The following is a 22020-nucleotide window of genomic DNA, read 5'->3' as shown; positions in this document are numbered from 1 at the left end:
CCGATCGACGTGAGCAGGGCGAGTCGATGCGCGTGCTGCATGTGAACAAGTTCCTCTACCGCCGTGGCGGCGCGGAGGGGTATCTGCTCGATCTCGCCGACCTGCAGCGGGCTGCCGGCGACACCGTCGCCTACTTCGGCATGAGCCACCCGGAGAACGAGTCGCCCCTGCCGTACGCCGCGCGGTTCCCGTCCGAAGTGGAGTTGGAGCCGACGCCGAGCGGGGTACGGCCCCGCGCGGTGGCCGTCGGCCGGATGCTGTGGTCACCGACGAGCCGCCGCGGGCTGGCCCGGGTGATCGACGACTTTCGGCCGGACGTGCTGCACCTGCACAACATCTACCACCAGCTCTCCCCGTCGGTGCTCGCCGCGGCCCGGGCCGCCGGTGTGCCGTGTGTGCTGACCATGCACGACTACAAGCTCGCCTGCCCGAGCTACCAACTGCTGGACCGGGGTCGCCCCTGCCAGGCGTGCGTCACCGGTGGCCCGTTGCAGGCGGCCCGTCGCCGCTGCAAGGACGGATCGCTGTCGCGCAGTGGCCTGCTCGCCGTCGAGTCCTGGTTGCACAGGCAGTTCGACGCGTACGACCCGGTGCAGCTCTTCGTGAGCCCGAGCGGGTTCCTGGCCGACGTGATGCGCCGCGCTGGCGTCTACCCGGACCGGCTGCGGGTGGTCAACCACTTCGTCGACCTGACCGGCGTCGCGGCCAAGCAGACGCCCGGCGGCGGTGTCGTCTTCGCCGGCCGGCTCGCGCCGGAGAAGGGTGTCGACGTGCTGATCGAGGCGACCGCCGCGCTGCCGGACGGGGTCAGCGTGGACATCGCCGGAGACGGCCCGGCCCGCCCGGAGTTGGAGGCGCTCGCCGCGCGGCGGGTGCCCGGCCGGGTCCGGTTCCACGGCCGTCTGGACAAGCCGCGCCTGCACGAGCTGATCCGGTCGGCGGCGGTGGTCGCCGTTCCGTCCCGGTGGCACGAGAACCAACCGATGGCGGTGCTGGAGGCGTTCGCCTGCGGTGTGCCGGTGGTCGCCACCGACCTGGGCGGTCTTCCCGAACTGGTCGAGCCCGAGGTGGATGGCCGCGTCGTCGCCGCCGACGCGCCGACGGCCCTCGGCGACGCGCTCAACGACCTCCTGGCCGACCCGGAGCGGGCGTACCGGATGGGCCGGGCCGGCCGGGCGAAGATCGCCGCCCAGTTCGCCCCGGACCGGCACCTGGACCGGATCCGTGGGCTGTACGCGGAGGCCGCCGAGGCGCTGCCGTCGCGGCGGCGGGCCGCCCGGGGCACCGCCGGTGGGGGAGCGGTCCGATGAGCCCGGTACGGGTGCTCTACCTCGCCGGCAGTGGTCGCAGTGGCAGCACACTGGTGACCACGGTCCTGGGACAGTTGCCGGGCTTCTTCGCTGCGGGCGAGCTGCGGTACCTGTGGCGGCGCGGGATCCTGGAGAACCGGCAGTGCGGCTGCGGATCCCCGGTCGCCGACTGCCCGCTCTGGGCCCGGGTGCGCGCCGACCTGACCGACGCCGACCCGGCCGGGATCGCCGCCCGGTTGGCCCAGCGGCTGCGGCTGCGCGGGCTGCCCGCACTGCTGCGCCGCCAGCGTCGGGGGCAGCCGCCGGTAGCGGGCCACCCCGACGACACGCAGCTGGCCCGGCTCTACGCCTCGATCGCCGAACACGCCCTGGCCGGCCGGCCGGACGGCGTCATCGTCGACTCCTCCAAGCTGCCGCCGTACGGGGCCCTGCTCAGCAGCCTGCCCGGCATCGACCTGTACGTCCTGCACGTGGTGCGCGACCCGCGCGCCACCGCGTACTCCTGGCGTCGCCGACGCCCGCTGGACGGGCGCGCCGACGATGAGCTGATGAGCCGGCCACCGGTCGGCAAGGCCGCGCTGCTCTGGCTGGTCTGGAACACCGCGACGGTACGGCTGTGGGGCGACCGCCGTCGTGCGCCGGGCCGCTACCTGCGGGTGCGGTACGAGGACTTCGTGGCCGATCCGGCTGGCGTCACCGCCCGGATCGCCGGCTTCGTCGGCGCGCCTCCCGACGAGCTTCCGTTTCCGACACCGGCCACGGTGCGGCTCGCCCCCACCCACTCGGTGGCCGGCAATCCGTCGCGGCACCGCACCGGACTTGTCGACGTGGTCGCCGACACCGAGTGGCTGACCGGGCTACCCACCCGCGCGTACGCCGTGGTGACCGGGCTGACCGCCGTGGTCTTGCCCCGGTTCGGCTACCCGTTGCGTCGCCCGGCGGCCACCTCTCCCGCCGCCCGCCTCGCCGCGGAACCGGCTGTCTCTCCGTCACCCGCCACCCGGCAGGAAGGCTGAACGATGCTCTCACTGGTGGTGGGCACCGGTCGCTGCGGTTCGACACTGGTCCAGGAGTTGCTCTCCCGGCATCCCGCTGTCGGCTTCGTCTCCGGCCTGGACGACAAACTGGCCCGGCTCAACCCCAAGGGCAGGTTCAACGGCGCGCTCTACCGGCGTTCGGCGCCGCGCCCGGCGGGGATGACCTCGCTGCGTCACAGTCGACGACTGCTGGAGCGGGGTCGGCTGCGGGTGGCGCCGTCGGAGGCGTACCACCTGCTCGACCGGCAGGTGCTTGCCGGCTTCTCCCGGCCGTGTCGGGACCTGGTCGCCGAGGACCTGACCCCGTTCGTGACCCGGCGGCTGCGGGCCTTCTTCGACGAGCGGATCGCACGGCAGGGCTGCCAGCAGTTGGTGCACCACGTCACCGGATGGCCACGGACCGGCCTGCTGCACGCCGCGTACCCGGACCTGCGGGTGGTCAACGTGGTGCGCGACGGCCGGGCGGTGGCCAATTCGTGGCTCCAGATGGGCTGGTGGGACGGGTGGCGTGGGCCGGACAACTGGATCTACGGCCCGCTCCCGTCCGACCTGCGCGAGGAGTGGGCCGAGTCCGGTCGCTCCTTCCAGGTGCTCGCCGCGCTGGGCTGGAAGATGCTGATGGACGCCTTCGCGCAGGCCCGGCTGCGTCACCCGGTCGACCAGTGGTTGGACGTGCGCTACGAGGACCTGGTCGAGCAGCCGCGCGAGCAGGTCGGCCGGATGCTCGACTTCCTCGGGTTGAGCTGGTCGACAGCCTTCGAGAAGGGCTTCTCCCGTTACGACTTCACTGTGGGCCGGGCGGAGGCGTACCGGGACGAACTCAGCCCGGCGCAGCTCGCCGCTATCGAACGGGTGCTGGAGAAGCCGCTGGCCGAGTGGGGCTACCCGGCCTACGGCACGCTGCAGGAGTAGAGCACAGCCGTCAGCATGCTGACCGTGCCGGTGACCGGGGTCGACGTCCAGCCGCCCGGGCCGTTCGCCACCAGGTTGAAGGTGCCGCTCCCGATGGACAGCAGCGCCCCGGAGAGGGTGATCGAGGTGGCGCTGGGGCCGAGAGTGCCGCCGCCGGTGAAGCCGCCCGACAGCGACCAGGTGAAGCCGCTGCGCGTCAGGCCGCCGACCGGCAGGGTCCAGGTGAAGGTCGGCGGGGTGAGCAGACCCGCTGTGCACTGCAGGTTGGTCGGTGGGTTGACGGTGCCGGCCTGCAGCGAGCCGCGGCCGTACTCGGTGTCGGTCCAGGCGGCCAGCGTCGACTGCGGCGGTGGGAGCACGACGGCGGTGCCGGCGAGCAGCAGGGCCGTGGCACCGGCGAGCCAGCGCCGCCGGACGTGACCGGTTCGCTGCCGGGTCGGCAGAGCGCGAATGCGTGCACGTCTCACGGCCGCCCCACGGGGATGCGGTACCGGCGCGCGGCGCGCACGAGCAGCAGACCGGTGAAGAGCGCACCGCCTCCGGCCAGCAGCGGTGTCCACAGGTTGGTTCCGGTGCGCGGCAGCGGGCCGACAGTGCCGCCCGCCGATGCGCTGTCGCCGAACCCGGTCGCAGTGACGATCAGGTCCGCCGACCCCGAGGCCACCGAGTTGGCGAGCAGGCTCGCGGTGACGAGCACCCAACGCTGCTGGTCGGCGCGCATCGAGCTGATGATGATCGGGTGTGCGGCCAGTCTGGTGGCAGGACCGTCGGCGAGGACCTGCTCACCCTGGCCGGTGGGGCAGGCACCCTTCACCCACCGGATGGCGCAGACGGCGACCTTCACCTGAAGTCCGTCCGGTCGGACGGTGAGGGGGCCCGACGCCGAGAGCGAGATGGTCACCTCACCGGGCTGCCTCGCGTGTGCCGATACGCCCACCTGCCAGGGCACTGGCTGGTCCGGCGCCAGGTTCGTCATGCGATCGTTGTCGCCGATCGAGACCAGTGTGAGGTGCCTGCTCCGGATGACCTCCTCGGTGGTGTCCGCACGGGCCTGGCCCGGCGTCGCCAGGACCGCGGCGGCGACGCCCGGCAGTACCGCCAGCACCACCAACATGCGCCCCAGCGTCGAGTCGCCGTGCGCTCCCGGACCGCTCGGCTGGGTGCCGATCTCCGGCACTGCCCCCGCGTCGTCCGGCACCGCCGAATCCGGTCGCCGGCGTCGCCGGGTCCCCTGCTCGCCCCCGCGCGGCCAGAACGCCCACGTGACGATCGCGGCGGCCCCGATCGTGATCAGACTCGTGGCGTACACGTTCGACACGGCTCGCACCGCGTACCCGAGCCTGGGCACCGACCACTCCACGAGCCGTACGTGGCTCACCGCGTGCGGTGCGGCGTCGTTGGTCGCGTTCGCGTCCCCCCGCAGGGTGAGCAGGCGGGTGGGCCCGCCGCCGTTGGCGATGTCGACGACCCGGTGGGTGATCGGTGCCAGCGGCGTGCGGTCGACGGTGACGACGTCTCCCACGTGGACCTCGGACGCGGGGATCTCCCGCACCACGGCCAGTGACCCGGCGGGAATGGTCGGGCCCATCGACCCGGTCTTGAACAGGATGAGCGAGATGTCGAAGAAGAACGCCAGCGGGACGAGGACGACGCAGGCCGACCCACCGACGGCGAGCGCTGTCAGCACCAGGTCGCCGACCCGGGCGAGGGTGCCGTGCCGTCGACGTTCGCGTCCCACCATCTGCAGATCCTTTACGTAGACGTGGCAGTGAACACCCAGGTGACGATCCCGGTCGTGCCCTGGTACGCGTTGCTGGCGCCGGCCTGGACCCGGACCTCGAAGCAGAACCGCAGCTGCGGCGTCGCGCCGCTCGGCACGGTGATGGGGGACGACACCGGCGAGCCGGGAACCGCGGTGATGGCGGAGTAACCGGGCCCGACGATCCAGGTGGGTGAACCGGAGAAGGCGGCGGCGGCACACGTGGTGCTGGTGGTGGCGGTCCGCACCGCCCGGTACTCGAGCGCGGGCAACAGGGCGCCGGAGTTGTTCGACGAACTCGTCAGCGCGACAGTGCCGCCGACGTTCGTCGTCGAGGTCGTCCGGATGTCGATGAAGGCGTAGAACGACACCGAGGGGGACATCGCCGTCGCGTTGAACGCCAGCGCCGCGGCGTTCGCCACCGGGGTGTGGCTGGCCCAGGTACTGGAGGCGGTCTGCGATTCGGTGCCGAAGACGCTCGCGCCGAACGACCCGGTGCCGTACTCGCTGTCGGTCCACGCGGCGAGCGTGGACGTCGTCCCCAGGCCGAGAACGAGGGCGCCAGCGAGTACGGCACGGGTCCGGCGAAGCCGTGGTGTTCCGGCCGGCGTCCGACGGTTGACCACGGCCACCACCTAGACGGACTCGGCCAGGAGCTGCCAGGTTTCCGTTACCGACGTGCCCTGCACCAGAGTGCCCCCGGCCGTGACGACGAAGCAGAGGTTCACCGGAGCGCCCGGCGTCGTGGGAGGGGTGCCCTGCGTCAGGTTGAACGGCACCGCGCCGGCCACCGAGTTGAGCGGAGTGCCCTGCGCCACGATCCAGGTCGGGGTGGTGGGTGTCGCGCTGCAGTCGGCGAAGGCCGGGACGGTCGCGATCCCGTAGGTGAGGCCGACGAAGGCGGGTGGAGCGGGGGTCGCTGACGCCACAGTGACTGTCGCGTCGTACGTCGTGGCGGCGGTCAGCCGGACGGCGAACGGTGCCGCGACCACGTCACCGGGGCTGATGTCGTCGAAGCCGGTGCTGAAGGTCAACGCTGCCGCCGTGCCGGCGGTGTTGTGCTCGGCGTAGGTGGTGCCGTTGGTGCTGCCCTCCATGCTGAAGGTGCCCGCCGTGAACGTGCCGGTGGCGTACTCCGAGTCGTTCCAGGCGGCGAGGGTGATCGTGGCACCGAGGCCGAGGACGATTCCTCCGGCCAGGATGGCCTTCAGCTTGCGGCGGCGGCCTCGACTGCTCGGTTTCTCCACTGCCACCCCTGTCGGTTCGCTCAATGTGTCCTCCTCGGTGCTGGGCGGTTGGTTGTCGTGGGCCGGTGCCAGCGGCGCAAGGATCACGATAAGCACCAGACATGGACAAAACACCCAAAGCACTCAAGTCGGCACGAGAGGGTGCAGGCGGGCGGCCGGACCCACCGGTCGGCACTATCGACGGACGTCGCGGGGCCGGTTAATCTTTGGCCCCACACCATCGATGTGAGGAGATGCGATGGCGCGCCGTACCGGCCGACCCTCCTACCAGCTGGACAAGGCCGACGTGCGCCGCCAGCGAACAGTGCGCTCGGTAGCCGTCGCGGGGGTGATCGCACTGGTCACCGCGCTGCTGGGTGGGTTGATCGGCTACCAGGTGGGCCGTCCGGACGCCACCGAGGCGACCATCGCGAGCATCAAGCAGGACGAGGCGAAGCGGGACGCTCAGCAGATCGTGGAGCTGATCGAGACGGCCCGACGGGTCCGCGACCAGGTCGCCCCGGTCCTGACCGCCATCAAGACGGAGACGACCGGCGGACGTGCGCCGGATCCGGCGAAGGCACGCCAGTGGCAGGAGGCCATGCGCCAGGCGGCCGAGCCGTTCGCCGACCCGCCGTCGGGGGCCACCGCCACCAACGTGGCGCGCGGAGGATTGCGCGGAGCTGTCCAGCAGGCGTCGCTGGCCGTCGACGCCTACGCTCTGGCGGCCGGCGTTCCGGTCGCGCAACGGGCGGCCCTGCTGGACGTCACCGCGCGGCAGGCGGCCGAGGCCGCGACGATCTGGTCGGTCGCGGCGACCCAGCTCGATCAGATCAGCGTCGATTCCGGCCAGGGTCACCAGCACGTGTTCCTGGACACAGACCCCCACGAAGGGGCCCTCACCCCGGACGGGGCGGCCGAGGGAACCGGTGGCTGAGGCACTTTGCGGGGCAAGTGTCGGGTTTGCCGGCGGAGGTGGCCGGGCGGGGTCGACCGAGCGGTCACGGTGTGATCTGGGGGCGACGCGCCGGATCGGGTACGGTCGCTTATCGCAAAGTCTATGAACCAGATTGGCTTTCTGTGCAATGGAAGCCGAATCGGAGGGACACAGCCGTGAGGTTCCCCAACGCCGTCCGTCAGGCCGGCCTCGTCGTGGCCGTCGCCGCCCTCGCGCTGACCGCGGGTTGCGCGAAGAAGGACGACAGCGAGGTCCAGGCGAGCGGCGTCAAGCTGGTCGCGGCGGGCAAGCTGACCGTCTGCACCCACCTGCCGTACCCGCCGTTCCAGTCCAAGGACGCCAGCGGCAAGGTGACCGGCTTCGACGTCGAGATCATGGACCTGGTCGCCAAGGAGCTCGGCGTCGAGCAGACGATCATCGACACCCCGTTCGAGGGAATCAAGTCCGGCCAGGACCTCAACACCGGCAAGTGCGACGCGGCAGCCGCCGGCATGACCATCACCGAGGAGCGGCGGAAGGTCGTCGACTTCTCCGACCCCTACTTCGACGCCACCCAGGCGATGCTGGTGAAGACCGGCAAGACGTACAAGTCGCTCGACGACCTCAAGGGCAAGAACCTCGGCGTCCAGGCGGCCACCACGGGTCGTGACTACGCCAAGAAGCTCGAGGCGGAGAAGGGCCTGAAGCTCGTCGAGTTCGAGGACCTCGCCGCCCTCCAGCAGGCCGTCTCCAACGGCCAGGTCGAGGCCGCCATCAACGACCTGCCGGTCTGGACCGAGTACCTGAAGAAGAACCCGGGCGGGTTCGAGGTGGCCGCCGAGTTCGACACCGGCGAGCAGTACGGCTTCCCCGTGAAGAAGGACGCCAACCCGGAGTTGCTCAAGAAGATCAACGAGGTGCTGGCCAAGGCCAAGCAGGACGGCACGTACAACACGATCTACGAGAAGTGGATCGGTAAGCAGCCGAGCGCCTGAGCCGCGCACAGCGGCCGAGCGCCTGAGCCGCGCACAGCGGCCGAGCGCCTGAGCCGCGCACAGCGGCCGAGCGCCTGAGCCGCGCACAGCGGCCGAGCGCCTGAGCGCCGCGTAGTACCGGAGGGCGCGCGTCCCGCGCGCCCTCCGACGTCGGTAACCTCCGGGAAGGCAACGAGCGAACGTGAAGCTGCGACGCCGCCAGCGGGAGCGGCTGTCTCTCGGGCTCCAGTACCTGGTCTTCATCGCCATCATCGCCACGGTGCTCGTCGCCGCGGACTGGGACAGGTTGGCCGACGCGTTCTTCCGCGTCGACATCATCAAGTCGATGTTCCCGACGATCATCACCGTCGCGCTGCGCAACACCATTCTCTACACGCTGGGCGCGTTCGCCTTCGGCCTCGTGTTCGGCACCATCCTGGCGCTGATGCGCCTGTCCCGGGTGGCCCCGTACCGCTGGGTGGCGACGGCGTACATCGAGCTGTTCCGGGGTCTGCCCGCGCTGCTGGTGCTCTTCCTCGTCGGGTACGGCATCCCGATCGCCTTCCCGGAGCGCGAGATTCCGGGCGGGGTGTTCGGTTCGATCGCGATCGGCCTCGGGCTGACCGCCGCGGCGTACATGGCGGAGACGATCCGGGCCGGCATCCAGGCCGTGCCGAAGGGGCAGATGGAGGCGGCGCGGACCCTCGGCATGTCGCACTTCACCGCCATGCGCACGATCGTCATCCCGCAGGCGTTCCGGATCGTGATCCCGCCGCTGACGAACGAGCTCATCCTGCTCACCAAGGACTCGTCGCTGGCCTACGTGCTCGGGGTGACGGCGCAGACGATCGAGATCACGAAGTTCGGTCGGGACATGCTCAACGACCGGGTGAACGCGACCCCGCTGCTGGTGGCCGGCCTCGCCTACCTGGTGATCACCCTGCCGCTGTCGCAGGTGGTACGACGCCTCGAACTCCGCTACGCCAAGGCCCGGTGACCCTGATGACGACCACCCCATCCCGCCCCGCCGTGGAGATCCGCGACCTGCACAAGTCCTTCGGGCCGCTCAAGGTGCTCAAGGGCATCGACTTCGAGGTCGGCCAGGGTGAGGTGGTCTGCGTCATCGGGCCGTCCGGCTCCGGCAAGTCGACCCTGCTGCGCTGCGTCGACCTGCTGGAGGAGCCGACCGCCGGCAAGATCTGGGTGAACGGGGTCGAGATGACCGACCCCGACGTCGAGATCGACGCGGTCCGCCGCGGCATCGGCATGGTGTTCCAGTCGTTCAACCTGTTTCCGCACCTGACCGTCCTGAACAACCTCACCATCGCCCAGCGTCGGGTGCTTCGGCGAGGTCGGGCCGAGGCCGAGGGGATCGCTCGGGCCAACCTGGAACGCGTCGGGCTCACCGACAAGGCCGACGCCTTCCCGGCGCAGCTCTCCGGTGGGCAGCAGCAGCGGGCGGCCATCGCCCGGTCGCTGTCGATGGAGCCGAAGCTGATGCTCTTCGACGAGCCGACCTCCGCGCTCGACCCGGAACTCGTCGGCGACGTGCTCACCGTCATGCGCAAGCTGGCCGAGGACGGCATGACGATGATGGTGGTCACCCACGAGATGGCGTTCGCCCGCGACGTGGCCGACCGGGTCGTCTTCATGGACGGCGGTGTGGTGGTCGAGCAGGGGCCGCCGCAGGACGTGCTGGGCGCGCCGAAGCACGAACGGACCCGCGCGTTCCTCGCCCGGGTCCTGGACCCGACCCGCGTCGCGCAGCTCGGTCAGCCGGACCAGGCGTCCGCGCCGCCGCAGACCCCCAGCCTGCCGGCGGACGATCGCCACCACCTCTGACAGCACCTCCCGTACGTCCCCACCGGGCTGCCTCATCGAGGGCAGCCCGGCGTTCCTCTGTGCGCTGCCCGGGAGGGGGGCGGCGTCCGCCCCGCCACCGACCAGGTCGACGGGCTCCGTGTCAGCTTCATGTCAATCGACGGACGTCGTGATGTCAAGGTAATCTTTTTGCAATCAGACCTGTACTTTCGTCGATGGATTACATAAGTTGCTGTCATCCATCGAAAGTTCTGAGTCTTCCGAGCAAAGCCCGCGACGAGCCTCACCCTCAGTCGTGCCACCGCCCGTGCTCGGCGGTCAATGCACCCTGCCCTCGTCGCGTCTTCGCCCGGTCGGGAACGGAGACCCATGGACGATCACGCTGGTGGCCCTCACCGCCACCTGTCCCGCAGATCGCTGATCGCCACCGGCGCGCTCGCCGCCGGGGCGTTGGGCGCGTCCGCCCCAACGATCGGCACCGCGTTCGGCGGTAGCCCCGCCCGGGCCGCCGCCGGTGTCACCAAGAAGATCACCATCTACGCCGAGCAGTTGCCCGGCAACCTGTTCGGGTACGGCCTGGCACCCGGTCAGGCCACCGTCCCGGGCCCGATCCTGGAGATGTACGAGGGTGACACGCTGGAGATCACCCTGGTCAACACCACCAACCAGCGGCTGTCCATCCATCCGCACGGGGTGGACTACAGCACCGAGTCCGACGGCAGCCCGTTCAACGCCTCGTTCAACAACCCGGGTGAGACGCGGACGTACGTCTGGCGCTCCCACGAGATGGTGGCCGCGGCGGGTCGGCGGTACATGCCGGGCAGTGCCGGCTACTGGCACTACCACGATCACGCGATGGGCACCGACCACGGCACCGGCGGTGTCGCGAAAGGACTGTACGGCGCCCTGATCGTCCGACGGCGTGGCGACATCCTGCCGTCGAAGCAGTTCACTGCGGTGTTCCACGACATGATGATCAACAACAAGATGGCTCCGGCGACCCCGATGTTCGAGGCGAACCTGGGCGAGCGCGTCGAGTGGATCGCCATCGGCCACGGCAACCTGTTCCACACCTTCCACCTGCACGCGCACCGCTGGGCGGACAACCGCACCGGGATGTTGGAGGGGCCGAGCGACCCGAGCCTGGTGGTCGACAACAAGGACCTCAACCCCGGCAGCTCGTTCGGTTTCCAGGTGCTGGCCGGGGAGGGCGTGGGACCCGGCGCGTGGATGTACCACTGCCACGTGCAGACGCACTCCGACGGCGGCATGGCCGGGATCTTCCTGGTGCGCAACGCCGACGGCAGCATGCCGCCGGGCGCCGAGGAGGCGATCCACCGGTTCCAGGGCCACACCCACACGCACGGAAGCTGACCGAACCGAAAGTGGGGACGGGCATGACCAGAAAACTACGACGAACCCTTGCCGCGGTAGCGGCCTTGGCGACACTGCTCCCGGCGACGACGGCGGCTGCGGCCGCACCACGAACGGCGGCCGCCCCGCAGGCGGCGGTGCCGCAGCAGACAGCGGTCCTGGTGTTCCACGGCCCCGTGGCCGAGCAACAGGACCCGGTCGCACGCGCGGTGGACACCATCAAACAGCTTGGTGCCCTCCATGACATCGATGTCACGGCCACCACGGACCCGGCCGCCTTCACCGCGGCCGGCCTGTCCGCGTACCGCAGCGTGGTCTTTCTCTCCGCGACGGGCGCCGCACTGAACCGCGACCAGGAGTCGGCGCTGCAGAACTACGTCAAGGCCGGCGGCGGTTTCGTCGGCATCGCCGACGCCGCCCGCGCCCAGGTCGACTCCACCTGGTTCACCGGGCTGATCGGCACCCGCCCGGCCGGCGCCATCCCGGTCGCCGAGCCGGTGACCCGGGTGACCGCCAGCGGCGAGAACCCGCCCAACGAGACCAAGGAGAAACTGACCGACGGCGACGCCAACACGAAGTGGCTCGTCCGCACGCCGACCGCCTGGGTGGCGTACGAGTTGAGCGCACCGAAGAAGATCACCGGGTACGCGCTCACGTCGGCCAACGACTCCTCAGGTCGGGACCCGAAGGACTGGACCCTGCAGGGCTCCACCGACGGTCAGAGCTGGACCGACCTGGACCGCCGCACCGGGCAGACCTTCCCGGACCGGTACCAGACCCGGCGGTTCGACATCGCCGCGCCGCAGGAGTTCACGCGCTACCGGCTCAACGTCACAGCGAACAGCGGTGAACCGCTGGTCCAACTCGCCGACCTGCGCCTGTTCACCGGCAGCACCACCGCCCCGGAGCCACCCGCGGTGAACCGCGCGGTGGTGAACATCCTGGACCGCAAGCACCCGGCCACCGCGTCGCTGCCGATGACCCTCACCCGGTCCGACCGCTGGGAGAACTGGGACCCGAATCCGATCGGGACCGTGCACACGCTCGCCCAGGTCGAGGAGCGGCACTACAACCCGGGGGCGGCCGCCAACGGCGCCTTCCACCCGGTGTCCTGGTGCCGGGACTACGACGGCGGCCGGTCGTTCTACACCGGCATGGGCCACACCGAGGGCAGCTACGGCGAGGAGGCGTTCCGCACGCACCTCGTCGGCGCCCTCAACTGGACCACAGGTCGGGTACGCGGCGACTGCCAGGCCACCATCGCCGCGAACTACAAGGTGGAGCGACTCACCGCCGCCAACCAGACCGGGCAGCTGGACCAGATCGGCGAGCCGCACGGGCTCACCATCGCGCCGGACGGCACTGTCTTCTACGTCGGCAAGGCGGCCTGCCCGAGCGGCCCGATCGCGGACTGGAACAACCCGAAGGTCGGCTTGGGTTGCGGCACCATCCACTCCTTTGACCCGCGAACCAAGCAGGTCAAGCTGCTCACCACCCTGGAGGTGATGGGCAACCGGGGCAGCGGCTCCGAGTTGGTCAAGAACGAGGAGGGTCTGCTCGGCATCGTGCCCGACCCCGCGTTCGCCGAGAACGGCTGGCTCTACGTCTACTGGATGCCACACGACTCGGTCGACCGGGTGAAGCGGGTCGGTCAGCGGACCGTCTCGCGGTTCACCTACGACCGGCAGGCGCAGAGCGTCGACCAGGCGACCCGCAAGGACCTGTTGCAGTTCCCGGTGCAGATCCACAGCTGCTGCCACGCCGGCGGCGGCATGGCGTTCGACGCCAAGGGCAACCTCTACGTCGGCTCCGGCGACAACAACTCCTCCGAGGGGTCGCAGGGCTACGCCGGCAACAACTGGACCCAGGAGTACGAGGGGATCTCGTTCCAGGACGCCCGCCGCACGTCGGGTAACACCAACGACCTCGCCGGCAAGATCATCCGGATTCACCCGGAGCCGGACGGCACGTACACCATCCCGGAGGGCAACCTGTTCCCACCGGGCACCGAGAAGACCCGGCCGGAGATCTACGTGATGGGCGTACGCAACATCGCCCGCCTCCAGATCGACCCGGTGCACCAGTGGCTGACCGCCGGCTGGGTCGGCCCGGACGCCTCGTCGCCCAGCCCCACCCTGGGCCCGGCGAAGTACGAGACGGCCACCATCATCACCTCCGCCGGCAACCAGGGCTGGCCGTACTGCATGGGCAACCGGCAGCCGTACCGCGACCGCAGCAACACCGACGCGACGGTGCTGACCGGCTGGTACGACTGCGACAACCTGAAGAACACCTCGCCGCGCAACACCGGACTGGAGGACATCCCGGCGGCCCGGGACAACATGATCTGGTACTCGCCCGACGGTGGCGGCCCGGTGTTCCCGAAGCGGACCGACGGCAGCGGCCTGCCGACCTACGTGGCGGCCGACGCCACTTACACGCAGCCGTACCTGCGCGGCGGCGGACAGGCCATCATGTCCGGCCCGACGTACCACCGGAGCCTCGTCGACACCACCAGCGGCGTGGCGTGGCCGGAGCACTGGGACGGCAAGTGGTTCATCGGCGACCAGTCGAACGCCGCCAACCGGGTCGCGGTCACCGTCGACCCGGCCGGCGTGCCGCAGGCCGCCCCACCGGTGTACGCCGAGTCGCTGCGGGCCATCATCCCCGGTGGCAACGGCGACAACCGGCTGCAGAGCTGGATGGACGCGAAGTTCGGCCCGGACGGCGCGCTCTACCTGCTCGACTACGGCGGCGGCTTCTTCAGCCTGCACGCGAACCAGAAGCTGATCCGGGTCACCTACACCGGCGGGGCGCCCACCCCGGCACCGGCGGCGACCTCGGTCGCCGTGCAGAACAAGCCACTGACCATCGCCTTCACCGGTTCCCGCTCCGGCGGCGTCAGCCACCGCTGGGAGTTCGGCGACGGCGCCACGTCGACCGAGGCGGACCCGCGGCACACCTACACCACTGTCGGCACCTACACGGCGAAGCTCACCGTCACGTACGCCGACGGTCAGACGGCGACGGTGCAGACCACTGTGACGGTGGGCTGCGCGGTGCCCGACGACCGGTCGACGGTGTGGCTCGGCGACACCGACACCGGGGTGCCCAGTCGCACTGTCGGGCAGGGCTGCACGGCCAACGACCTCATCGACGACGAGAGCACCTGGGCCGACCACAACGGTTTCGTCCGGCACGTCACAGCGGTCGCCCGCACGTTGCAGGACGACGACCTGCTCAGCACCCGCGAAGCCGGCACCCTCACCCGCCTGGCCGCCGCGTCGCAGATCGGCCGGGACGGGCACACCGGGTACGAGCCGCTCTTCGACGGCACCACCGAGTCGCTGCGCGGTTGGCAGCAGGCGCCGTCGGGACAGTTCGGCATCCAGCCGGACGGGTCACTGCGCTCCAGCGGCGGCCTGGGCATGCTCTGGCACACCAAGGAGCTGGGCGACTTCTCGCTGAAGTTGCAGTTCCGGGACATCGCGCCAGGCACCGGCCGGGCCAACACCGGAGTCTTCATCCGGTTCCCGGACCTGCGAACACCCCTCGACCAGCGGCCACCGGACAGCTGCGGCACTGTCGGGTCGGCGCGGACCTCGGCGGCCTGGATGGCGATCTACTGCGGACACGAGATCCAGATCTACGACGGTGACACCGGTGAGCCGCAGAAGACCGGCTCGGTCTACAACTTCGACCCGGTGCCGCTGGCCCAGGCCGGCGTGACGCCGAAGAACGAGTGGAACGACTACGAGATCCGCGCCGTCGGGCAGCACTACACGATGATCCGCAACGGCGTGGTGATCAACGAGTTCGACAACACGCCCGGCAAGCAGTCGTCGCGAGCCGGCGACCCGCCGACCGACCTGCGGCAGTTCCTGCGCGGCTTCATCGGCCTGCAGAACCACGGTGACAACGACCTGACCGAGTTCCGCAACATCCGTGCGCGGGAACTCTAGGAGTGACGATGACGAGACGACTGACGGCCGCGCTGGCGGCGCTCCTGCTCACGGTGATCCCGTTGGCAGTGGCGCCCGCCTCCGCCGCCCCGCGCGTCGCCGCCGACCAGGTGTTGACCTGGACCGCCGACGACAGCATCACCCAGTACAAGTCCGCGCCCACCACGGCGGTGGCCGGAGCGACAACGATCATCTGGGAGAACAGCGCGGCCACCGGCAACACCACCGGGATGCCGCACACGCTGACCTTCGACACCAGCACCGAGGGCTACAACCACGACGTCACACTCAACATCCTGGCCAGCCCGTTCGACGCCAACGACGGCCGCCACCAGGCGACAGTGACGCTGACGCCGGGCCGGTACCGGTACTTCTGCTCGATCCCCGGCCACAGCTCGATGGTCGGTGAGCTGGTGGTCACCGACGGCGGTGGCGGTGGCGACACCACCGCGCCGACAGTGACCGCCGCGGTCTCCGGCGACCAGGACCAGGACGGCAACTACCTCGGCGCGGCCACCGTGACAGTGACGGCCACCGACGCCGACTCGGGGGTGCAGACCGTCGAGTACCAGGTCGACGACACCAGCTTCCTGCCGTACACCGAGCCGGTGCGGGTGACAGCGATCGGCGACCACGCGGTGCAGTTCCGCGCTACCGACCAGGCCGGCAACACCAGCGCCGTCGGCTCGGTGGCGTTCCGGATCGTCGAGCCGGGGGAGGACGACACCACAGCGCCGGTGGTCGCGATCGCGCTGGCCGGCGACCGCGACGACGACGGCAACTACATCGGTACGGCCACCGCCACGTTGACCGCCACCGACAGCGGATCCGGCGTCGCCACCATCGAGTACGCCCTGGACGGCGCGGCCTTCGCCGCGTACACGAACCCGATCGTGGTGAACGCGGCCGGGATGCACATGCTGCACTACCGGGCCACCGACGTCGCCGGGAACACGTCGGCGGAGCAGATGTCCCACTTCACAGTGGTCGAACCGCAGGCGGAGGACACGACTCCACCCACTGTCGCCGCCACTGTGGCCGGTGACCGCAACGACGACGGCGGGTACGTCGGCGGCGCGACAGTCACCGTCACGGCCACCGACGCCGAGTCCGGCGTGGCGAAGATCGAGTACGCGCTCGACGCCGGGGCCTGGACGGTGTACACCGCTCCGGTCGCCGTCCGCGCACCCGGCGCGCACACAGTGCGGTACCGGGCGACCGACACGGCGGGGAACTCCTCCACCGAGCAGTCGACGTCGTTCACAGTGGTGGTCGACGGCACCGACCGCTGCCCCGACTCGGACACCCGGGCCACCGTGATCATCGACGGCGGCGACACCGGTGTGGCCAACGCGGACACCGGCGACGGCTGCACCATCAACGATCTGATCGACGAACACGCCGACTACCCCGGCCACGCCGAATTCGTCCGACACGTCGAAACGGTCACCGCCGCGCTCGTGACCGGCGGCACGCTCGACCGGCGGCAGCAGGGCGCCATCGTCCGGGCTGCGGCCCGATCGGACGTCGGCGCATGAGTCCTCGAACCTCACCGACAGGGAGAACCACGATGCCCGGACGTACCGTCGCCAAGCTCGCCACCGTGAGCGCCGTCATCGCGGCCTCGGTGCTGGCCGTGGCGCCCACCGCACACGCCGACCTGGTCACCCACTGCATCGGCACCGGCGGCGCGGTGACAGTGCCCAACGACCTGCTCGTGCCCGCCGGCGAGTCCTGCGCGCTCACCGGCACCACGATCACCGGCAACGTCACCGTCGCGGCCGGCGGCAACCTGGTGGTGACCGGTGGCCGGGTCAGCGGCGAGGTACGCGTGTCCGCGGACGGCTACCTCGACGCCACCGACACCACAGTCGACGGGCAGGTGGTGCTGGCCGCCGGCGGGTACGGCATCTTCCTCTCCAACGCCCAGACCGGCAACGTGACAGTGCGACCGAAGGGCAGCGCGACCATCGACAGCTTCCTGTTCGCCGAGGGGTCGACGGTCGCCGGGACCGTCACCGTCGGCGCCGGTGAGGTCCGGCTCGACGGTGGCACCCAGGTGCAGCGCAACCTCAGCAGCACCGGCACCTACTACACCGACCTGCACGACTCGTTCGTGGACGGCACGCTGTCGGTGCTCAACAGCGCCACCGGCAGCGTCGTGTGCGGCAGCGCGGTGCGCGGCAAGGCCACGTTCGCCGGCAACCTGGGCGGCGTGCAGGTGGGCCCGAACGGCACGCTCGACAGCTGTGCCTCCGGTGGCTACTGGGGCGGGGACGTGAGCATCACCAGCACCACCGGCGGCGTCACCGTCGACGACAACATCATCAACGGCCAGTTGACGGTGACCGACAACAACCCGGCCGCCCAGGTGGCCGCCAACAACCGGATCCGCGGCGGGGTGACCGGCGACCAGGCGGCCACGACCACCAACCGGTCGGCCCGGGTGGCCGGCCCGGATCGGGAGGACGCCGGCGACCAGCGGGCCGAGGTCCGCCGTACCTCGGCGGTGCAGGAGGCCACCGAGGCGGGCGCCGCCCGGCTCTAGACGAGTGAGTCCAACCCTGGCTGGGGCGTGGGCGCGCAGCCGGCGGCCGGCGGTGACCGTCGGTCACCTCCGTCGGGGCGGATGCGGCAGTGAGGGGTATACCTCAGGGGCATATTCATACCTCTGAGGTATACCGCTCACCAGCACATGGAGAGGGTGGGCTAGCCAAAGCGCCGCCCTCAGCCCCAGAGTCAGCACGAGTGCGAGGCACACGCGAGAGCGGCCGGTCGCCCCCAGGGGGTGACCGGCCGCCGCCGTCGGGCCTCGTCGACTAGAAGTTACCGGCCGAGTTGCACTTGACGCCCTGGTCGAGGCAGTTGCGCACCCGTGCGGCGAGCGCCTCGTCCTTCCACGCGTTGAAGAAGTCCGCGTGCATGGAGAACGACGTGCCGGACGCGAGCGTGATGCCGTCCGTGTTCGCGCTCAACGGGTACGAGATCACGAAGGACACCGAGGGGACGGGCACCGGGTGGCTCCTGGGGCACGCCCCGGTGTGGTCCCCGTTGGCCATGTGCGCCTTGTGGTCGGGGCTGTCGAGGTGCTTGCCGTCCCAGCAGTCCGGGAAGGTGATCTGCCGGACGATGTTCGCGGTCTTGGCGCAGACCGGGAACGTCTTGTCGGCGCTGCGGCCGATCTCGCCGCCGATGCCGGCGCACCAGAAGTGGTTGCCCTGCTTGTCCGGGGTGTCGACCTGGTTCTTGGCGTTACCGGTGATCATTCGCAGGCCGAACGGGAACGGCTGGGTCTTGCCCGGGTCCTTCAGGCGGGAACCGTAGTAGACGGTCACCTCCTTCGGGTCCACGACCTTGCCGTTCTGGTACATCGTCGGCACCCAGTAGGCGGACTGGTCGTCCGGCGAGTTGCAGGTGGTCGCCTTGGACGCCCGCAGCGATTCGGCTGTCGAGTTGGCGTCGGTCGACCTGTTGCCCCAGAACGTGTGGTTGTGCGAGCCGCCCACCAGCTTCGGCAGCACGATCGGGTCGTCGCTGTTGTGGTGGCTGGTCGTACAGCCGACGTTGAATTCGGGCACCTTGACGGGGTTGCCGGTCACCGGCTTGGGCTTACGCGCGAAGAACGCCTTCGTCGCGGCGGCCTGAGCGGCGGCGTCGATGGTGATCCAGCCGCCGGACGCGGTGGGCGGGGCGGCGCTGGTCGCCGGCGTTCCCGGCTTGCCCGGCGCGGACGGGGTTGCCGAGGTGCCCGGGGCGCTCGGCGTGGCCGACGGGCCGCCAGGGGCGGTGGCCGTCGGCGCATCCGGGCCGGGCAAGCCGATGCCGGTGTCGCTGGACGGGCCGGACGCCCCGGGGGTGCCCGGCGCCTCCTTGCATCCGCCGGCGAGCGCCACGCTCACCAGCAGCAGGGCGGTGACGGAGCGACGGTGTCGAGGGGTGGATCGGAGATTCATCAACGGGGGCGCACCTTTCTTCCGAGCACGAAGAATACGAGTCGGCCCCCTGCTCGTTTCCGACTGAAACGATTAATTCTCCCTTAAATATCGCTCAGCGATTGCCTGGTCAGGTTTGTGGAGTGGCCGTGATGTCGGCTCGATCTCAATTCTTTGATTTTCCTCTAAAAACCGTAATCGACGGCTGCGGCGGCACTCTGCTTCTCTGCTGGGTCCCCGCGACCGCCGTCCTGCTCAACACTTGTCCCGTGCCTTGCGCAGGAAGGTCTCCCGGGACACGACAGTCGTCGAGTCCTGTCCGCGCGGCGCCAGCACCTGGTCCGGGCCGATCCGTGGGAGGTCTGCGAGGGTGAAGTCCACCGGGATGGAGTGACGGCGGCTTGACCCCACGACGGTGTAGGTGACCCCGGGCAGAAATTCGGTGAGCGGCTCGACGTCCGGATCGATGCCCGCCTCGGCCGCTGGGGTACCGACAACGCCGGCGACCTCCCAGCCCTCCGGCGGCTGACCCAACAGGGCGACTTCCACGATCTCGCTCGCGGGCGGGCCGTCGATGCTCCACCTGATCAGGGTTCGTTTGCCCGGTTCACCCTGATGGTTGTTCTCGAATACCGCGAGGCGCGCGTACCTGTCCTCGCAGGTGACCAGTACGCCGACGGGCTGGCCATCCTGGACGGCGAGGGCGGCGATCGGCTCATCCGGTGGGGTGCAGGCGGTCAGGAGGAGGAGGGGCAGCGGGAGCAGAATCCACTGACGTCGTCTTCTGCGCATGTCGGCCAGCATTCCACGGCGGCATCACGCTTCGATGCCCCGAGGATCACGAAAGGGAAGCGCAACGGACGGACCCGGACCGCGTGCCGTGCCGAACGTTCCCACCTTCGTTGCGTGATTTCCGGAAACAGCACAGGGCACCGTCGGCGCGGAGAGAATTGCCGCCACGGAGCACGCGGAAGCCGGGGGACGTTCGATGGGTTTACGAAGGCGTATGGCGCTCGTTGCGGTGACCGTCGCGGCGACACCGCTGGTCCTCGGTGGGTGCACCACCGAGCGAAAGGCCGCCGTGCGTCCCGCCGAGCAGGTGGTGCCCTCGCCCGAACTGACCCTCACGCCCGCCGATCTCTCCCGGGACGTGCCGCTCAGCGCCGAGGTGGCTCCGCTCGTCACGGGCGGGAAGATCACCGCCGTGCGCATCGTCGACGACACCGGCGCGCTGGTCCGAGCGGAGCCACGCGAGGACGGCTCGGCCTGGGTGCCGAGCGCTCCGTTGCGCCCGCAGCACACCTACACCGCGGCGGTGACCGCCACCGGCGACTCCGGGCGGACCACCACCCGCACCACCACCTTCACCACCGCGGCGGCGTCGACGAAGCCGCAGGTGAGCAGCACCCTGTACTTCGCCGACAAGCAGACGTACGGCACCGCGATGCCGGTGACCATCGGTTTCGATCCGCCCATCGCCAGGGCGGCCCGGGCCGACGTGCAGCGTCGGCTGTTCGTCACCACGAACCCACCGCAGCCGGGTGCCTGGTCCTGGGTGGACGACGGCAGCCAGGTCTACTACCGGGCTCCCGACTTCTGGCGGCCCGGCACGACCATCAGTGTCCGGGCTGGCCTGGTGGGGCTGCCGATCGGCAAGAACCACGTCGGTGACGCCGACCGCACCGCGACGTCCCGGATCGGACGGCAGGTGGCGCTCGAAGTCGACAACGCCACCAAGCAGATGCGCGTGCTGCGCGACGGCAAGCTGATCCGCAGGATCCCGGTCAGCCTGGGCAAGCGCAGTACCCCCACGTCCAGCGGCAAGATGGTGATCATGGAGAAGCACCAGTACACCACGTTCGACACGCGCGGCGAGCCGAACGGCGGCTACGTGGTGAACGTCGAGGACGCGCAACGGCTCACCTGGGGCGGCGAGTTCATCCACGGGGCACCCTGGTCCGTGTCGGATCAGGGACACCGCAACGTCTCACACGGCTGCACGAACATCTCGGCGGCCAACGCCGACTGGTTGATGGGCGTCACCCGGGTCGGTGACCTGGTCACCTTCACCGGCACCGAGGTCCGGCTCCAGTCGGGCAACGGCTGGACGGCCTGGAACACCAGTTGGGGCCAGTTCGTCAAGGGCAGCGCGCTGCCCGTACCCGCGGATCTGCGACCGGCCCCGGCGTCGGCGCCGCCCGCCCGCGCGGTCGCCGGTGGCGTGCCGACGCCGGGGCCGTCCGCCTCCGAAGGCTGAACCACCGGGCGCCCGGCGGGCTCTCGCCGCTGGCCCGGCGGCCCTACCCTCCGGGTCATGACGTACGAGCCGATGATGGTTCCCGGCCCGAGGCCCAACCGGACGCTTCGTACGGTCCTGATCGTCGTCGGCGCCCTCCTGGCGTTGTGCTGCGTGGTTGGCACCTGCGTCGGCGTATGGCTCTACCGCTCGGTCAAGGACACCGTCGAACCGGTCCGGGCGGCGGCGACGGCCTACCTCGACGACGTGCAGGCGGGCAACTACGCGGGCGCGTACGGGCGGCTGTGCGACCGGGTGCGCGACACTCTGCCGCAGGAGGACTTCGCTCGGATCCAGGGCGCGCAATTGAAGATCAGCAGTTACGAGATCACCGGCGTGAACGTCAACAACTACAACGGGCGGGTCACCGGGACCGTCCAGGTCGAGGCGGTCCAGGCGGCCACCGGTGCGAGGTTCACGCAGGGGGTGGCGCTGGTCAAGGAGGACGGCGACTGGCGCGTCTGCCAGTGAGTCACCGTG

At 70.3% G+C, this 22020-nt stretch carries 19 protein-coding genes; 13 read left to right on the top strand and 6 right to left on the bottom strand.

What is annotated here, in order from left to right:
* Window positions 1-26 precede the first annotated feature (26 nt).
* Genes NIE111_RS15160 through NIE111_RS15150 form a run of 3 tightly spaced genes read left to right on the top strand, consistent with a single transcriptional unit; the run spans window position 27 to window position 3259 of the window.
* Entirely contained in the window at window positions 27-1310 is a 1284-nt protein-coding gene (locus NIE111_RS15160; protein ID WP_238684999.1) for a glycosyltransferase family 4 protein, read from the top strand.
* A complete protein-coding gene (locus NIE111_RS15155) occupies window positions 1307-2326 on the top strand; it encodes a sulfotransferase family protein (protein WP_238684998.1) in 1020 nt (339 codons plus the stop codon). Before NIE111_RS15160 ends, NIE111_RS15155 begins: the two co-directional genes overlap by 4 nt.
* Before the next feature lie 3 nt (window positions 2327-2329).
* Window positions 2330-3259, top strand: a complete 930-nt coding sequence (locus NIE111_RS15150; RefSeq protein WP_238684997.1) for a sulfotransferase family protein — start codon at window positions 2330-2332, stop codon at window positions 3257-3259.
* On the opposite strand, the gene NIE111_RS15145 is transcribed toward NIE111_RS15150, so the two are convergent.
* Genes NIE111_RS15145 through NIE111_RS15130 form a run of 4 tightly spaced genes read right to left on the bottom strand, consistent with a single transcriptional unit; the run spans window position 3238 to window position 6289 of the window.
* On the bottom strand, window positions 3238-3726 hold the full coding sequence (locus NIE111_RS15145; protein ID WP_238684996.1) for a hypothetical protein: 489 nt from the start codon (window positions 3724-3726) through the stop codon (window positions 3238-3240). The genes NIE111_RS15150 and NIE111_RS15145 overlap by 22 nt on opposite strands.
* Window positions 3723-5000, bottom strand: coding sequence for a signal peptidase I (locus NIE111_RS15140; RefSeq protein WP_238684995.1), 1278 nt, complete (start codon window positions 4998-5000; stop codon window positions 3723-3725). The genes NIE111_RS15145 and NIE111_RS15140 overlap by 4 nt, the downstream gene beginning before the upstream one ends.
* 11 nt (window positions 5001-5011) lie before the next feature.
* Window positions 5012-5644, bottom strand: coding sequence for a SipW-dependent-type signal peptide-containing protein (locus NIE111_RS15135; protein ID WP_238684994.1), 633 nt, complete (start codon window positions 5642-5644; stop codon window positions 5012-5014).
* 9 nt (window positions 5645-5653) lie between these two features.
* Window positions 5654-6289, bottom strand: coding sequence for a SipW-dependent-type signal peptide-containing protein (locus NIE111_RS15130; RefSeq protein WP_238684993.1), 636 nt, complete (start codon window positions 6287-6289; stop codon window positions 5654-5656).
* Between the two features lie 214 nt (window positions 6290-6503).
* Here NIE111_RS15130 and NIE111_RS15125 point away from each other — a divergent pair, with 214 nt between their 5' ends.
* The 8 genes from NIE111_RS15125 to NIE111_RS15090 all read left to right on the top strand — a co-directional run bounded on the left by NIE111_RS15125 (window position 6504) and on the right by NIE111_RS15090 (window position 17860).
* Entirely contained in the window at window positions 6504-7181 is a 678-nt protein-coding gene (locus tag NIE111_RS15125; protein WP_238684992.1) for a hypothetical protein, read from the top strand.
* Window positions 7182-7357: 176 nt separating this feature from the next.
* The gene (locus NIE111_RS15120; RefSeq protein WP_238684991.1) at window positions 7358-8176 is read left to right on the top strand and encodes a basic amino acid ABC transporter substrate-binding protein; all 819 of its coding nucleotides are present in this window, start codon (window positions 7358-7360) and stop codon (window positions 8174-8176) included.
* A 181-nt stretch (window positions 8177-8357) separates the two neighbouring features.
* Window positions 8358-9152 (top strand): amino acid ABC transporter permease, encoded by a 795-nt coding sequence (locus NIE111_RS15115; protein WP_091406922.1) that lies wholly within the window; start codon window positions 8358-8360, stop codon window positions 9150-9152.
* 5 nt (window positions 9153-9157) lie between these two features.
* Window positions 9158-9997 (top strand): amino acid ABC transporter ATP-binding protein, encoded by an 840-nt coding sequence (locus tag NIE111_RS15110; protein WP_238684990.1) that lies wholly within the window; start codon window positions 9158-9160, stop codon window positions 9995-9997.
* A gap of 348 nt (window positions 9998-10345) precedes the next feature.
* The gene (locus NIE111_RS15105; RefSeq protein ID WP_091406920.1) at window positions 10346-11350 is read left to right on the top strand and encodes a multicopper oxidase domain-containing protein; all 1005 of its coding nucleotides are present in this window, start codon (window positions 10346-10348) and stop codon (window positions 11348-11350) included.
* A gap of 23 nt (window positions 11351-11373) precedes the next feature.
* Window positions 11374-15312, top strand: a complete 3939-nt coding sequence (locus NIE111_RS15100; RefSeq protein ID WP_238684989.1) for a ThuA domain-containing protein — start codon at window positions 11374-11376, stop codon at window positions 15310-15312.
* 8 nt (window positions 15313-15320) lie between these two features.
* On the top strand, window positions 15321-16850 hold the full coding sequence (locus NIE111_RS15095; RefSeq protein ID WP_238684988.1) for an OmpL47-type beta-barrel domain-containing protein: 1530 nt from the start codon (window positions 15321-15323) through the stop codon (window positions 16848-16850).
* 32 nt (window positions 16851-16882) lie between these two features.
* Window positions 16883-17860, top strand: coding sequence for a hypothetical protein (locus tag NIE111_RS15090; protein ID WP_238684987.1), 978 nt, complete (start codon window positions 16883-16885; stop codon window positions 17858-17860).
* Window positions 17861-18131: 271 nt separating this feature from the next.
* Here NIE111_RS15090 and NIE111_RS15085 read toward each other — a convergent pair whose 3' ends face one another.
* Both NIE111_RS15085 and NIE111_RS15080 read right to left on the bottom strand, forming a co-directional pair.
* Window positions 18132-19265 carry a DUF1996 domain-containing protein gene (locus NIE111_RS15085; RefSeq protein WP_238684986.1) on the bottom strand — a complete coding sequence of 378 codons (1134 nt, stop codon included), beginning with the start codon at window positions 19263-19265 and terminating at the stop codon, window positions 18132-18134.
* A gap of 234 nt (window positions 19266-19499) precedes the next feature.
* Window positions 19500-20036 carry a hypothetical protein gene (locus tag NIE111_RS15080; RefSeq protein WP_238684985.1) on the bottom strand — a complete coding sequence of 179 codons (537 nt, stop codon included), beginning with the start codon at window positions 20034-20036 and terminating at the stop codon, window positions 19500-19502.
* Window positions 20037-20250: 214 nt separating this feature from the next.
* Between NIE111_RS15080 and NIE111_RS15075 the strand changes: the two genes are divergently transcribed.
* Together NIE111_RS15075 and NIE111_RS15070 are read left to right on the top strand one after the other, a co-directional pair.
* The gene (locus NIE111_RS15075) at window positions 20251-21501 is read left to right on the top strand and encodes a L,D-transpeptidase (RefSeq protein WP_238684984.1); all 1251 of its coding nucleotides are present in this window, start codon (window positions 20251-20253) and stop codon (window positions 21499-21501) included.
* Window positions 21502-21558: 57 nt separating this feature from the next.
* Window positions 21559-22011, top strand: coding sequence for an Rv0361 family membrane protein (locus NIE111_RS15070; RefSeq protein WP_238684983.1), 453 nt, complete (start codon window positions 21559-21561; stop codon window positions 22009-22011).
* Window positions 22012-22020: the final 9 nt, after the last annotated feature.

This window comes from Micromonospora hortensis (genome assembly GCF_022230935.1).
In the GTDB taxonomy this organism is placed as follows: Bacteria; Actinomycetota; Actinomycetes; order Mycobacteriales; family Micromonosporaceae; genus Micromonospora; species Micromonospora hortensis.
The sequence above is the reverse complement of the archived record's forward strand: the minus strand, read 5'-3'. Positions and strand labels throughout refer to the sequence as shown.